This window comes from Vogesella sp. EB (assembly GCF_001037925.1).
Classification (GTDB): domain Bacteria; phylum Pseudomonadota; class Gammaproteobacteria; order Burkholderiales; family Chromobacteriaceae; genus Vogesella; species Vogesella indigofera.
The window spans coordinates 1-13,573 of record NZ_LFDT01000004.1 but is presented as its reverse complement, the minus strand read 5'-3'; the positions used below and the strand labels follow the sequence as shown (position 1 = coordinate 13,573).

Genomic DNA, 13,573 nt, shown 5'->3' with positions numbered 1-13,573 from the left:
AGCGCAAGGCGCAGCGCCCGCAGCGACCGAGTTAGTACAAGGCGTACAGCGAGGGAGCGAGGACGCTGCAACGCAGCAATCGGCTGGCGCAGCAGGTTTTTCGAGGTACCCGTTAACGCCGCGTGCGGCCAACGTTGGCCGCAATATCAGGCAAGGAGCAAGACATGGAATGGCAGTTTTTCCTTGAGGTGCTGGTGGGCGGCCTGCTCGCCGGCGTGATGTATTCGCTGGTGGCGCTGGGTTTCGTGCTGATCTACAAGGCCTCCGGCGTGTTCAACTTTGCGCAGGGCGCGATGGTGCTGTTTGCCGCGCTGTCCTTTGTCTCGATCCAGGCGATGGGTGTGCCGTTCTGGCTGGCGCTGCTGCTGACGCTGGCACTGATGGTGCTGCTCGGCGTCGGCATCGAGCGGGTGGTGCTGCGGCCGCTGGTCAACCAGCCGCCGATCACGCTGTTCATGGCCACCATCGGCCTGTCCTTCTTCCTCGAAGGGCTGGCGCAGATGGTGTGGGGCACCGACGTGCACGGCCTGGAGCTGGGCATCGCCGACGAGCCCTTCGATGTCGGCGGCGTGTTCATCTCCAAGTTCGACCTGTTCGCCGCCGCGGTCGGCGGCACGCTGGTGGCGGCGCTGGCGCTGTTCTTCAGCAAGACCAAGCTGGGGCGCGCACTGCGCGCGGTGGCCGACGACCACCAGGCGGCGATGTCGGTCGGCATTCCGCTGAAGCACATCTGGGCCATCGTGTGGGGCGTCGCCGGTTTCGTGGCGCTGGTCGCCGGCCTGCTGTGGGGCTCGCGTCTCGGCGTGCAGTTCGCGCTGACGCTGGTGGTGCTGAAAGCCTTGCCGGTGCTGATCCTCGGCGGCTTCACCTCGGTGCCGGGTGCCATCATCGGCGGCCTGATCATCGGCGCCGGCGAGAAGCTGGCCGAGGTGTACCTGGGGCCGTTCGTCGGTGGCGGCATCGAGAACTGGTTCCCCTACATGCTGGCACTGCTGTTCCTGCTGGTGCGTCCGGAAGGCCTGTTCGGCGAAAAACATATCGAGAGGGTGTAAACCATGTTCTACCGTGAATCGGGTCAGTTCAAGAGTTCCTACGCGGCGGATTCCGCCATCCTCACCATCGCCCAGGACCGGCTGTTCATCGCCGCCCTGCTCGCGCTCGCCTTCGTGGTGCTGCCGGGCCTTGGCAGCGACTACCTGCTGTCCGGCATCCTGATCCCGTTCCTGATCCTGTCGCTGGCGGCGCTGGGGCTGAACATCCTCACCGGCTACGCCGGGCAGCTGTCGCTGGGCTCGGCGGCCTTCATGGCGGTGGGCGCGTTTGCCACCTACAACTTCATGCTGCGCATGCCGGGCATGCCGCTGCTGCTCGCCATCTTCCTCGGCGGCCTGATGGCGGCACTGGTCGGCGTCGCCTTCGGCCTGCCGTCCTTGCGCATCAAGGGCTTCTACCTGGCGGTGGCGACGCTGGCGGCGCAGTTCTTCATCGAGTGGGTGTTCACCAAGTTCGGCTGGTTCACCAACTACAGCAGTTCCGGCGTGATCTCGGCACCGCCGATGCAGGTGTTCGGCATCGCCATCGACACCCCGGCCAGCAAGTACCTGCTGACGCTGTCCATCGTGGCGCTGATGGCGCTGGCGGCGAAGAACATGGCCCGCGCCAGCATCGGCCGCGCCTGGATGGCGATCCGCGACATGGACGTCGCCGCCGAGGTGATCGGCATCCCGATGCTGCGCACCAAGCTGCTCGCCTTTGCCATCAGCTCGTTCTACTGCGGCGTGGCCGGCGCGCTGTACGCCTTCGTGCTGCTGGGCACGGTCGACGCGCAGGCCTTCGACCTGCACCGCTCCTTCCAGGTGCTGTTCATGATCATCGTCGGTGGCGTCGGCAGCATCCTCGGTTCCTTCCTCGGCGCCGCCTTCATCGTGCTGCTGCCGATCTGCCTCAACCTGCTGGGCCAGGCCTTCCACGACACCATCAGCACCCAGTTCCTCGCCAACCTGGAAATGATGCTGTTCGGCGGCCTGATCATCTTCTTCCTGATCGTCGAGCCGCACGGCCTCGCCCGGCTGTGGCAGATCGCCAAGGAAAAACTGCGCGTGTGGCCGTTCCCGCACTGACGCGCCTGCAACGACCTGAAGGTTGGCCGCAAGGTTGCGGCCAACCGATGCATGACCCCAAGCAGCACCACAACAGAGAAAGACCAGGAGACATCACCATGAACAAAACCGCTGTTGCCGTATCGCTCGCCCTGTTGACCGTTGCCGGTGTGGCTCAGGCCGCCGACCAGTTCATCCCGATCCCCAGCTACCGTGTCGGCGCCTACGCCTCCGGCGGCGCCAAGTTCTACGGCGGCATGATCGACTATCTCAACTACGTCAACATGAAGGAAGGCGGCGTCGGCGGCGTCAAGCTCACCTACGAGGAGTGCGAGACCGAGTACAAGAACGACCGCGGCGTGGAGTGCTACGAACGCCTGAAGGCGAAGAACGGCGGCGCCTCGGCGTTCAACTTCATGTCCACCGGCATCACCTACGCCACCATGGACCGCGCCGAGAAGGACAAAATTCCGCTGATGACCATGGGCTTCGGCCGCGCCGATGCGCAGGACGGCCGCGCCTTCAAGTACGTGTTCCCGCTGATCACCAGCTACTGGAGCCAGGCCACCGCCAAGGTTCAGTTCCTCGGCCAGCGCGTCGGCGGCATGCAGAACCTGAAGGGCAAGAAGATCGTCAACCTGTACCACGGCTCCGCCTACGGCAAGGAAACCATCCCGGTGCTGGACGCGATGGCGAAGAAGTACGGCTTCGAACTGCAGCACGTGGAAGTGCCGGCACCGGGCACCGAGCAGCAGTCGCAGTGGCTGGAAATCCGCCGCGCACGCCCGGACTTCGTGCTGCTGCGCAGCTGGGGGGTGATGACACCGGCGGCGCTGAAATCGGCGCAGAAGGTCGGCTTCCCGCGTGAGAACATCGTCGCCAACTGGTGGGGCGGCTCGGAAGAAGACGCCATCGCCGCCGGCGACGCCGCCAAGGGCTATATCGCCGGCAGCTTCGCGCTGGACGGCAGGCAGTTCCCGGTGATCCAGAACATCGAGAAGACCGTGTACGGCGCCGGCAAGGGCAATCTCTCCGACAAGGGCTTCATCGGCACCGTCAACTACAACCGCGGCGTGGTCAGCGGCATCCTGATGGTGGAGGCGATCCGCGCCGCGCAGAAGAAATACGGCGCCAAGACGCTGGGTGGCGACCAGATCCGCTGGGGCATGGAAAACCTCAACATCGACGCCAAGCGGCAGCAGGAACTGGGCGTGACCGACATGTTCCCGCAGGTGAAAACCAGCTGCCAGAACCACGAAGGCAGCGGCTACACCCGCTTCATGCAGTGGGACGGCAAGGACTGGAAGCCGGTTTCCGGCTGGATCAAGGCCGACACCGGCGTCACCCTGCCGCTGATCAAGGCCTCGGTCGACAAGTACAGCCAGGAAAAGAGCATGAAGCTGCGTGACTGCGCCGCCGAGAAGTAATGCAGCCGGCACCGGCCGCGCCGCCCTGGCGCGCGCCGGCGCCTGCCGACCTCACTGCTGACCCGGCCGGGGTTCCGCCCCGGCCCTCACGGAGCCTACGCCCATGCAAGCCACCGCAACGCCTTACCTGCTGTCGGTCAACAACATCGAAGTGATCTACAACCACGTCATTCTGGTGCTCAAGGGCGTGTCGCTGGACGTGCCGGAAGGCCAGATTGTCGCCCTGCTCGGCGCCAACGGCGCCGGCAAGAGCACCACGCTGAAGGCAATCTCCAGCCTGCTGCGCTCCGAACGCGGCGACATCACCAAGGGCACCATCGAATACCGCGGCCAGCGCATCGACCACGGCACGCCGGACCAGCTGGTGAAACAGGGCGTGATCCAGGTGATGGAAGGCCGCCACTGCTTCGGCCACCTCACCGTCGAGGAAAACCTGCTCACCGGCGCCTACACCCGCGCCATCAGCCGCAGCGAGATCAAGCTGGCGCTGGAGCGCATCTACCACTACTTCCCGCGGCTGAAGACGCGCCGCCAGAGCCAAGCCGGCTACACCAGCGGCGGCGAGCAGCAGATGGTGGCCATCGGCCGCGCGATGATGGCCGACCCGAAGATGATCCTGCTCGACGAGCCGTCGATGGGGCTGGCACCGCAGATCGTCGAGGAGATCTTCGAGATCGTGCGCGAACTGAACCAGCAGGAGAACGTCAGCTTCCTGCTGGCGGAACAGAACACCAACGTCGCGCTGCGCTACGCCCACTACGGCTACATCCTGGAAAACGGCCGCGTGGTGATGGACGGCAGCGCCGATGAGCTGCGCAGCAACGAGGACGTCAAGGAGTTCTACCTCGGCCTCGGCGGCGAAGGCCGCAAGAGCTTCCGCGAGGTGAAACACTACCGCCGCCGCAAACGCTGGCTGGCGTGACTTCTTGGGCCACGGAAGCACACGGGAAACACGGAAAGAACCAAACCATTTGTCACGAATACCACGAACCGGCACCCGCACGACAACAAGTGTACTGCTAGATTTTTCGTGTCCTGTGGTGGGCTTCGTGGCTAGAAATTCGTGTTTGTCCGTATCTTTCCGTGTGCTTCCATGGCTAATAAAGAGAATTACGCGGCCAACAACGACAAGGAAACCGCCACCATGCCCTATCTCGACACACTGGAAACCCGCGCCCCTGCCGCAAGGTTGGCCGCACAGCTGGCCGTGCTGCCGGCGCAGATCGCCCACGCCAAGGCACACAGCGCCGCCTACGCCGCGCTGCTCGCCGACATCGAGCCGGCCGGCATCACCAGCCTGGCCGCGCTGGCCGCCCTGCCGCTGACACGCAAGTCGGCGCTGATCGCCGCGCAGCAGGCGGCGCCGCCGTTCGGCGGCTTCGCCGCACTGGCACCGGGACAGGCGGCACGGCTGTTCGCCTCGCCCGGCCCGATCTACGAACCACAGGGCCACGGCGACGACTTCTGGCGCCTCAGCCGCGCGCTGTACGCCGCCGGGGTGCGCGCCGGCGACTTGGTGCACAACGCCTTTTCCTACCACTTCACCCCCGGCGGCTTCATGCTCGATGCCGGCGCCCGCGCGCTCGGCTGCGCGGTGTTCCCCGCCGGCCCCGGCCAGACCGAGCTGCAGGTGGCGGCACTGCGCGACCTCGGCGCCAGCGCCTACACCGGCACGCCATCGTTCCTGAAGCTGATCCTGGAAAAGGCCGACCAGCTCGGCGTCGCACTGCCGCATCTCAACAAGGCGCTGGTCAGCGGCGAGGCGCTGCCGGCCAGCCTGCGCGCCTGGTTCGCCGCACGCGGCATCGCCGTGCTGCAGTGCTACGCCACCGCCGACCTCGGCCTGATCGCCTACGAAACCGCGCCGGACCAGGGCATGGTCATCGACGAGGGCGTACTGCTGGAGATCGTGCGCCCCGGCAGCGGCGAGCCGCTGCCGGCCGGCGAGATCGGCGAGGTGGTGGTCACCAGCTTCAACCGCGACTACCCGCTGCTGCGCTTTGCCACCGGCGACCTGTCGGCGCTGATCGACACCCCGTCGCCGTGCGGCCGCAGCAACCAGCGCATCCGGGGCTGGCTCGGCCGCGCCGACCAGAGCACCAAGATCAAGGGCATGTTCGTGCACCCGGAACAGGTGCATGCGGTGACGCAGCGACACCCGGCGGTGCAGCGCGCACGGCTGGTGGTCACGCAGCACGAGCAGCTCGACGTGATGACGCTGCACGCCGAAGTCGGCAATCAGCACGACAGCGACCTTGCGGCCAACCTTGCCGCCACCCTGCGCGAGGTGTGCAAGCTGCGCGGCGAGGTGGTGCTGTGTGCGCCCGGCAGCCTGCCCGCCGACGGCAAGGTCATCGCCGACGAGCGCAGCCTGGCCTGAATGCCGTACCGGGCCGGCGGCCGCACTTTCGCCGCCGGCAGCGGTCTATGAGACAGACGACAGGCAATACCAACCGCCGCCTGTACCCGCCACGCAACAGCCTGGCAGCACGGTTTGCGCTGCTTGTAGTGTGCACTTCAAAAAACCAAGCGCTTGCTCTAAATTGAGATTAAATTGACGTTTACGTCAACGTGCACTAATTATCTAACACCACGGCCGCCAGCCGCACGCGCCACGCCGCCCGCAAAGGAGAAACACCATGTCGCACCTGCCCACCGTCAAGCTGCTGATCAACGGCGAATTCGTCGAGTCGACCACCAGCGAATGGCGTGACGTGATCAACCCGGCCACCCAGCAAGTGCTGGCGCGCGTGCCGATGGCCACCGCCGCCGAGGTGGCCGCCGCCGTCGCTGCCGGCAAAGCCGCGTTCAAGAGCTGGAAGAAAACCCCGATCGGCACCCGTGCCCGCATCTTCCTCAAACTGCAGCAGCTGATCCGCGAACACATGAAGGAGCTGGCCGCCATCCTCACCGCCGAGCAGGGCAAGACGCTGGCCGACGCCGAAGGCGACGTGTTCCGCGGCCTGGAAGTGGTCGAGCATGCGGCCAACATCGGCAGCCTGCAGCTGGGCGACTACGCCGAGAACGTCGCCGGCGGCGTCGATACCTACAGCGTGATGCAGCCGCTGGGCGTCTGCGCCGGCATCACCCCGTTCAATTTCCCGGCGATGATCCCGCTGTGGATGTTCCCGATGGCCATCGCCACCGGCAACACCTTCGTGCTGAAGCCGTCGGAGCAGGACCCAATGGTGACCATGCGCCTGGTCGAGCTGGCACTGGAAGCCGGCGTACCGCCGGGCGTGCTCAACGTGGTGCACGGCGGCGCGGAAGTGGTGAACGCCATCTGCGACCACCCCGACATCAAGGCGATCTCCTTCGTCGGCTCCAGCAAGGTCGGCACCCACGTCTACAACCGCGCCAGCCTGAACGGCAAGCGCGTGCAGTGCATGATGGGCGCCAAGAACCACGCCATCGTGCTGCCGGACGCCAACAAGGAACAGGCGCTGAACCAGCTCACCGGTGCCGCCTTCGGTGCCGCCGGCCAGCGCTGCATGGCACTGACGGTGGCGGTACTGGTCGGTGACGCGCAACAGTGGATCCCCGATCTGGTGGCCAAGGCCAAAACGCTGCAGGTCGGCCCCGGCAATACCAACCCCGACATCGGCCCGCTGATTTCCTGCGCCGCCAAGGACCGCGTCGCCACGCTGATCGCCAAGGGCGTCGAGCAAGGCGCCACGCTGGAGCTGGACGGCCGCAGTGTCAGCGTGGCCGGCTTCGAGCACGGCAACTTTGTCGGCCCCACCATCTTCAGCGGCGTCAAGCCGGGGATGGCGATCTACGACCAGGAAATCTTCGGCCCGGTGCTGTGCCTGATGGCCGCCGACAGCCTCGACGAGGCCATAGCCATTATCAACGCCAACCCCAACGGTAACGGCACCGCCATCTTCACCCAGAGCGGCGCCGCGGCGCGCCACTTCCAGGAGGAGATCGACGTCGGCCAGGTCGGCATCAACGTGCCGATCCCGGTGCCGGTGCCGCTGTTCTCGTTCACCGGCTCGCGCGCGTCCAAGCTCGGCGACCTCGGCCCCTACGGCAAGCAGGTGGTGCTGTTCTATACCCAGACCAAGACCGTCACCAGCCGCTGGTTCGACGACGACGCCAGCAGCGGCAAGGTGCATACCACTATCGCACTGAAGTAACCGTAAGGTTGGCCGCAACCATGCCGTGCCCGCAGCACGGCATGACCTGCGGCAGTTCCCGCCAGCCCGCGCCACAAGCGCAGCGGCCGGCGAAGCAGAAAAGGAATCAAGCATGGACTTCGCACTCAGCGACGAACAAGTCGCCTTTCGTGACAGCGCGCGCGCCTTCGCCGACAACGAGCTGGCGCCGCACGCCGCGCATTGGGATGAGGCGGAAATCTTCCCGGTGGACGTGATCCGCCGCGCCGGCGAGATGGGCTTCTGCGGCCTGTACACGCCGGAACAGTACGGAGGGCTGGGCCTGACGCGCCAGGACGCCGCCATCGTGTTCGAGGCGCTGGCCGGCGGCTGCACCTCCACCACCGCCTACCTCACCATCCACAATATGGTCAGCTGGATGATCGGCAGCTTTGCCCGCCCGGAGGTGGCGGCGCAGTGGGTGCCGCAACTGGCCAGCGGCGAGCTGCTCGGCAGCTACTGCCTGACCGAGCCGGGCGCCGGCTCCGATGCGGCCAACCTGCGCACCCGCGCCGAGCGTGACGGCGAGCACTACATCCTCAATGGTAGCAAGGCCTTCATCTCCGGCGCCGGCAGCAGCGACGTGCTGGTGGTGATGGCGCGCACCGGCGGCGCCGGCGCACGCGGCATCTCCGCACTGCTGGTACCGGCCGACCTGCCCGGCATCGTCTACGGCAAGAAGGAAAAGAAGATGGGCTGGAACAGCCAGCCCACGCGCGCCATCACCTTTGATAACGTGGTGGTGCCCGCGGCCAACCTGCTGGGCGAGGAAGGCCAGGGTTTCAGCTTCGCGATGAAGGGACTGGACGGCGGCCGCATCAACATCGCCAGCTGCTCGGTCGGCACCGCGCAGGCGGCGCTGGACGCCGCCACCCGCTACGTGCAGGAACGGCAGCAGTTCGGCCAGCCGCTGGCCGAGTTCCAGAGCGTGCAGTTCCGCCTCGCCGACATGGTCACCGAGTTGGTCGCCGCACGGCAGATGGTGCGCCTCGCCGCCTGGCAGCTGGACAAGGGCAGCGCCGATGCCAGCACCTACTGCGCGATGGCGAAACGCTTCGCCAGCGACGTCGGCTTCAAGGTCGCCAACGAGGCGCTGCAGCTGTTTGGCGGCTACGGTTATATCAAGGAATACCCGCTGGAGCGCTACGTGCGCGACAACCGCGTGCACCAGATCCTGGAAGGCACCAACGAGATCATGCGCGTGATCATCGCGCGCAAGCTGCTGCAGGAAGGCGCGCTGGAAAACCTGCGCTGACCACAATTGAAATAGAGACATTGCCCGCCCCACCCGCCACCTCCGCACCAGGCCGCCGTTGCCAGCCACGCCTGGACTGAGGTGGCAAACACAGGAACCGAACATGCAAGACTACGCCAACCTGATCGTTGAAAAACGCGGCCACACCGCCCTGATCACCATCGCCAACCCGCCGGCCAACACCTGGACCTACGACAGCCTGCAGGCGCTGAAGCGGCTGGTGGCCGATCTCAACGCCGATCGCGACATCTACGCGCTGGTGATCACCGGCGACGGCGACAAATTCTTCTCCGCCGGCGCCGACCTCAAGCTGTTCGCCGACGGCGACAAGGGCGTCGCCGCCAGCATGACCATCCTGTTCGGCGAGGCGTTCGAGGCGCTGTCGGCGTTCCGCGGCGTCAGCATCGCCGCCATCAACGGCTACGCGATGGGCGGCGGGCTGGAGTGCGCGCTGGCCTGCGACATCCGCATCGCCGAGGAACAGGTGGTAATGGCGCTGCCGGAGGCCGCCGTCGGCCTGCTGCCCTGCGCCGGCGGCACGCAGAACCTGCCGCACCTGGTCGGCGAAGGCTGGGCCAAGCGCATGATCCTGTGCGGCGAACGCGTCGATGCCGCCACCGCGCTACGCATCGGGCTGGTGGAAGAAGTGGTGGCCAAAGGCAGCGCGCGCGATAGCGCACTGGCGCTGGCGGAAAAGGTTGGCCGCCAGTCCCCGGTGGCGGTCACCGCCTGCAAGACGCTGGTACAGGCCGCGCGTCACGCTCCGCCGGCGGCCAACCTGATCCACGAGCGCGAACTGTTCATCAAGCTGTTCGACAGCGAGGACCAGCGCGAGGGAGTGCAGGCCTTCCTGCAGAAGCGCACGCCGCAGTGGCAAAACCGCTAAGCCCTGCTAGCCACGGAAATAAAGCGGATAGCCAGCCGGACCAGCACGCTTTCTTGACAAGCCGGTCTGTGTTTTTCCGTGGATTGCGCGGCGACAACAAAGAAGGAAAACCATGAACGACGTCGTACTGTTTGACGAAATCCCCACCGCCAGCGGTCACCGTATTGGCGTGGCGACACTGAATGCGGAAAAGGCGCTCAACGCACTCAACGGCGACATGATCCGCCTGCTCGACGCGCGGCTGTCGATCTGGGACCAGGATGACGGCATCGTTGCCGTGCTGCTGCGCGGCGCCGGCGACAAGGCGTTCTGCGCCGGCGGCGACGTGCGCGCGCTGCGCGACGCACTGGTGAGCGACCCCGAGCAGCAGTGGCCCAACCCGCAGGCCGAGGCGTTCTTCACCGCCGAATACACGCTGGATTACCGCATCCACACCTATTCCAAGCCTATCCTGCTGTGGGGCAGCGGCATCGTGATGGGCGGCGGCCTCGGCCTGATGGCCGGCGCCAGCCACCGCGTCGCCACCGCCAGCACCCGCATCGCGATGCCCGAAATCAGCATCGGCCTGTATCCCGACGTCGCCGGCAGCTGGTTCCTGCAACGGATGCCGGCCAAGGCCGGCCTGTTCCTCGGCCTCACCGGTGCGCCGCTGAACGCGCGCGACGCGCTGCTGTGCAATCTTGCCGACCACATCCTGCCGCAGGACGGCTGGCCGCAGCTGCTGGCCACCCTGGCCGCCAGCGGCTGGCACGCAGACAGTGCGGCCAACCACGGCCAGCTCACCGCGCTGCTGGGCGAGCTGGAGGCCGGCAACGGCGATGCGCTGGCCGACAGCAATGTCTTGCGCTGCCTGCCGCTGATCCACCAGCTGATGAACAAGGGCTCGCTGGCGGCGGTGGACCAGGCACTGCGTCACACCGCCTTCGAAGACGCTTGGCTGGCCGCCGCCGCCAGAAGCTACGCCGCCGGTAGCCCGAGCAGCGCCGCCGTCACCTGGGAGATTTTCCTCCGCGCCAAACACCTGTCACTGGCCGAGGTGCTGCGCATGGAGCTGGTGCTGTCGCTGAATTTCTGCGCCGCGCCGGACTTCCGCGAAGGCGTGCGCGCGCTACTGGTCGACAAGGACCGCAATCCGCAGTGGTCGCACCCGACCCTGGCGACGGTTGACCAGCACTGGGTGGCGCAGCACTTCCGCTCGCCGTGGCGCGAGCAGGATCACCCGCTGGCCACGCTGCACTAAACACACGCAAGAGGAGCAAAGCATGCAACACATTGCCTTTATCGGCCTGGGGAATATGGGCGGCCCGATGGCCATCAATCTGGTGCGCGCCGGTTTCAGCGTCAGCGGGGTCGACCTCTCCGCCGAGGCGCTGCAACACTTCAGCGACAACGGCGGCAAGGCAGCCGCCAGCGTAGCCGAGGCGATCCAGAACGCCGATGCGGTGATCTCGATGCTGCCGACCGGGCGTCATGTCGAGGGCCTGTACCTCGGTGACGACGGCCTGATCGCGCGCCTGCCCGCCGGCACGCTGGTGCTCGACTGCAGCACCATCGCCGCGCACACCGCACGCGGCGTCGGCGGCGTCGCCAGCGACGCCGGCCTGCGCTTTCTCGACGCGCCGGTGTCCGGCGGCACCGCCGGGGCCGCCGCCGGCACGCTGACCTTCATGGTCGGCGGCGATGCGGCCAACGTTGAGGCGGCGCGACCGCTGCTGGCGGCGATGGGCAAGAACATCTTCCATGCCGGCGACATCGGCGCCGGCCAGACGGCCAAGGTGTGCAACAACATGCTGCTCGGCATCCTGATGGCCGGCACCGCCGAGGCGCTGGCACTGGGGGTGAAAAACGGCCTCGATCCGGCGGTGCTGTCCGAGATCATGAGCAAAAGCTCCGGCCGCAACTGGGCGCTGGAGCTGTACAACCCGTGGCCGGGCGTGATGGAGAACAGCCCGGCCAGCCGCGGCTACAGCGGCGGCTTCATGTCGGAGCTGATGCTGAAGGATCTCGGCCTCGCCGAGGAAACCGCACTGCAAAGCCACGCCGCCAACCCGCTGGGCGCGCTGGCGCGCAACCTGTACGAAAGCCACGTCGCCGACGGCAACGGCAAGCTGGATTTCTCCAGCATCGTGAACCACTTCCGCCACTGACAGCGCCGGACGGGGTGTTGCAATGCAGCACCCCGCGCCACCCAAACCGCATACCGGCAATTTATTGTCAATGATTCGCTGCACAACGCCGGCAATCGGAGTACACTAGCGAATCGCGTGCCACCAATCACCGCGACCTTTTCTTCAGACCCGCACTCTCCCGCCGGGTCCTCCATTGAAAACACTATTTTTGTCCGCCCGGATTGGTATTGTCTTTGCAATGGGCAGACATCCTGATTGCACAATAAATGTCCGAACTGACTTTTGCCGCACTAGGCCTTGCCGAGCCACTGTTGCGTGCCGTAGCCGATACCGGCTACACCCAGCCTACCCCTATCCAGGCGCAGGCCATTCCTCAAGTATTGCAAGGCGGCGACCTGCTGGCCGCAGCGCAAACCGGTACCGGTAAAACCGCCGGTTTCACCCTGCCGCTGCTGCACCGCCTGATGGACCAGCCGTCCAAGCAGAAGGGCCGTCCGCGCGCACTGGTGCTGACCCCGACCCGCGAACTGGCCGCCCAGGTAGAAGAATCCGTGCGCGAGTACGGCAAATACCTGCCGCTGAAATCGATGGTGATGTTCGGCGGTGTCGGCATCAACCCGCAGATCGCCCAGCTGCGCAAGCCGGTCGACATCCTGGTGGCGACACCGGGCCGCCTGCTGGACCATGCTGGCCAGAAGACCGTCGACCTGTCCGGCGTCGAAATCCTGGTGCTGGACGAAGCCGACCGCATGCTGGACATGGGCTTCATCCACGACATCAAGAAAGTGCTGGCGATGCTGCCGAAGGAACGCCAGACGCTGCTGTTCTCGGCCACCTTCTCCAGCGAGATCAAGACCCTGGCCGACAAGCTGCTGAACCAGCCGAAGCTGGTGGAAGTGGCACGTCCGAACCAGACCAACGCCCAGATCACCCAGAAAGTGCATCTGGTCGACCGCGACCGCAAGACCGAGCTGCTGATCGAGATGATCAAGGGCGGTGACTGGCACCAGGTACTGGTGTTCACCCGCACCAAGCACGGCGCCAACCGCCTGGCGGAAAAACTGGAAAAAGCCGGCATCGCCTCGATGGCGATCCACGGCAACAAGAGCCAGGGCGCGCGCACCAAGGCGCTAGCCGGCTTCAAGGACGGCAGCCTGCCGGTCCTGGTTGCCACCGACATCGCCGCCCGCGGCCTGGACATCGAAGAACTGCCGCACGTGGTCAACTACGAGCTGCCGAACGTACCGGAAGACTACGTGCACCGCATCGGCCGTACCGGCCGTGCCGGCTGCGTCGGCGAGGCGATCTCGCTGGTTTGCGTGGACGAGCTGGGCTTCCTGCGTGACATCGAAAAACTGACCAAGCAGACCGTGGACCGCTTCACCGTGCCCGGCTTCGAGGCCAACCCCAACGAAGAGCCGCAGGCCATCGAGATCGGCCTTGGCCGCTACATCCACGGCGCGCTGACGCCGACCGCCACGCCGCCGAAAGGCAGCAGCAAGCGTCGCGAAGGCAGTGCTGGCAGCAACCAGCGCCGCCAGCCGGCGGCACAAGCCAAACCGCGCCAGGGCGACAGCAACGGCCGCCGCAACGAGCCGCGTGATGACGCCGCCCGCCCGG

General features: G+C 66.2%; 11 protein-coding genes. All 11 read left to right on the top strand.

Annotated features, from left to right (window positions below; translation table 11 throughout):
• Positions 1-164 precede the first annotated feature (164 nt).
• On the top strand, positions 165-1,052 hold the full coding sequence (locus ACG97_RS03640; protein WP_047965979.1) for a branched-chain amino acid ABC transporter permease: 888 nt from the start codon (positions 165-167) through the stop codon (positions 1,050-1,052).
• Between the two features lie 3 nt (positions 1,053-1,055).
• Positions 1,056-2,120, top strand: a complete 1,065-nt coding sequence (locus ACG97_RS03635) for a branched-chain amino acid ABC transporter permease (protein WP_047965978.1) — start codon at positions 1,056-1,058, stop codon at positions 2,118-2,120.
• 98 nt (positions 2,121-2,218) lie between these two features.
• On the top strand, positions 2,219-3,526 hold the full coding sequence (locus ACG97_RS03630) for an ABC transporter substrate-binding protein (RefSeq protein WP_047965977.1): 1,308 nt from the start codon (positions 2,219-2,221) through the stop codon (positions 3,524-3,526).
• 103 nt (positions 3,527-3,629) lie between these two features.
• Positions 3,630-4,448 (top strand): ABC transporter ATP-binding protein, encoded by an 819-nt coding sequence (locus ACG97_RS03625; RefSeq protein ID WP_047965976.1) that lies wholly within the window; start codon positions 3,630-3,632, stop codon positions 4,446-4,448.
• A gap of 171 nt (positions 4,449-4,619) precedes the next feature.
• The gene (locus tag ACG97_RS03620) at positions 4,620-5,906 is read left to right on the top strand and encodes a phenylacetate--CoA ligase family protein (RefSeq protein WP_238377245.1); all 1,287 of its coding nucleotides are present in this window, start codon (positions 4,620-4,622) and stop codon (positions 5,904-5,906) included.
• Between the two features lie 259 nt (positions 5,907-6,165).
• Positions 6,166-7,665 carry a CoA-acylating methylmalonate-semialdehyde dehydrogenase gene (locus tag ACG97_RS03615; RefSeq protein WP_047965975.1) on the top strand — a complete coding sequence of 500 codons (1,500 nt, stop codon included), beginning with the start codon at positions 6,166-6,168 and terminating at the stop codon, positions 7,663-7,665.
• 112 nt (positions 7,666-7,777) lie between these two features.
• Complete coding sequence (locus ACG97_RS03610) at positions 7,778-8,938, top strand: acyl-CoA dehydrogenase family protein (protein ID WP_047965974.1); 1,161 nt, start codon at positions 7,778-7,780, stop codon at positions 8,936-8,938.
• A 103-nt stretch (positions 8,939-9,041) separates the two neighbouring features.
• Positions 9,042-9,824: an enoyl-CoA hydratase gene (locus ACG97_RS03605; protein WP_047965973.1), complete on the top strand. Its 783-nt coding sequence runs from the start codon at positions 9,042-9,044 to the stop codon at positions 9,822-9,824.
• 112 nt (positions 9,825-9,936) lie between these two features.
• Positions 9,937-11,064: an enoyl-CoA hydratase/isomerase family protein gene (locus tag ACG97_RS03600; RefSeq protein WP_047965972.1), complete on the top strand. Its 1,128-nt coding sequence runs from the start codon at positions 9,937-9,939 to the stop codon at positions 11,062-11,064.
• 22 nt (positions 11,065-11,086) lie between these two features.
• The gene (mmsB, locus tag ACG97_RS03595) at positions 11,087-11,971 is read left to right on the top strand and encodes a 3-hydroxyisobutyrate dehydrogenase (protein ID WP_047965971.1); all 885 of its coding nucleotides are present in this window, start codon (positions 11,087-11,089) and stop codon (positions 11,969-11,971) included.
• Between the two features lie 248 nt (positions 11,972-12,219).
• On the top strand, positions 12,220-13,573 hold a 1,354-nt coding region (locus tag ACG97_RS03590; RefSeq protein ID WP_047965970.1), incomplete at its 3' end, for a DEAD/DEAH box helicase.

Coding starts and splice junctions, on each gene's coding strand:
- ACG97_RS03640 (WP_047965979.1), top strand. CDS start 165: ATGGAATGGCAGTTTTTCCTTGAGGTGCTGGTGGGCGGCCTGCTCGCC.
- ACG97_RS03635 (WP_047965978.1), top strand. CDS start 1,056: ATGTTCTACCGTGAATCGGGTCAGTTCAAGAGTTCCTACGCGGCGGAT.
- ACG97_RS03630 (WP_047965977.1), top strand. CDS start 2,219: ATGAACAAAACCGCTGTTGCCGTATCGCTCGCCCTGTTGACCGTTGCC.
- ACG97_RS03625 (WP_047965976.1), top strand. CDS start 3,630: ATGCAAGCCACCGCAACGCCTTACCTGCTGTCGGTCAACAACATCGAA.
- ACG97_RS03620 (WP_238377245.1), top strand. CDS start 4,620: ATGGCTAATAAAGAGAATTACGCGGCCAACAACGACAAGGAAACCGCC.
- ACG97_RS03615 (WP_047965975.1), top strand. CDS start 6,166: ATGTCGCACCTGCCCACCGTCAAGCTGCTGATCAACGGCGAATTCGTC.
- ACG97_RS03610 (WP_047965974.1), top strand. CDS start 7,778: ATGGACTTCGCACTCAGCGACGAACAAGTCGCCTTTCGTGACAGCGCG.
- ACG97_RS03605 (WP_047965973.1), top strand. CDS start 9,042: ATGCAAGACTACGCCAACCTGATCGTTGAAAAACGCGGCCACACCGCC.
- ACG97_RS03600 (WP_047965972.1), top strand. CDS start 9,937: ATGAACGACGTCGTACTGTTTGACGAAATCCCCACCGCCAGCGGTCAC.
- mmsB (WP_047965971.1), top strand. CDS start 11,087: ATGCAACACATTGCCTTTATCGGCCTGGGGAATATGGGCGGCCCGATG.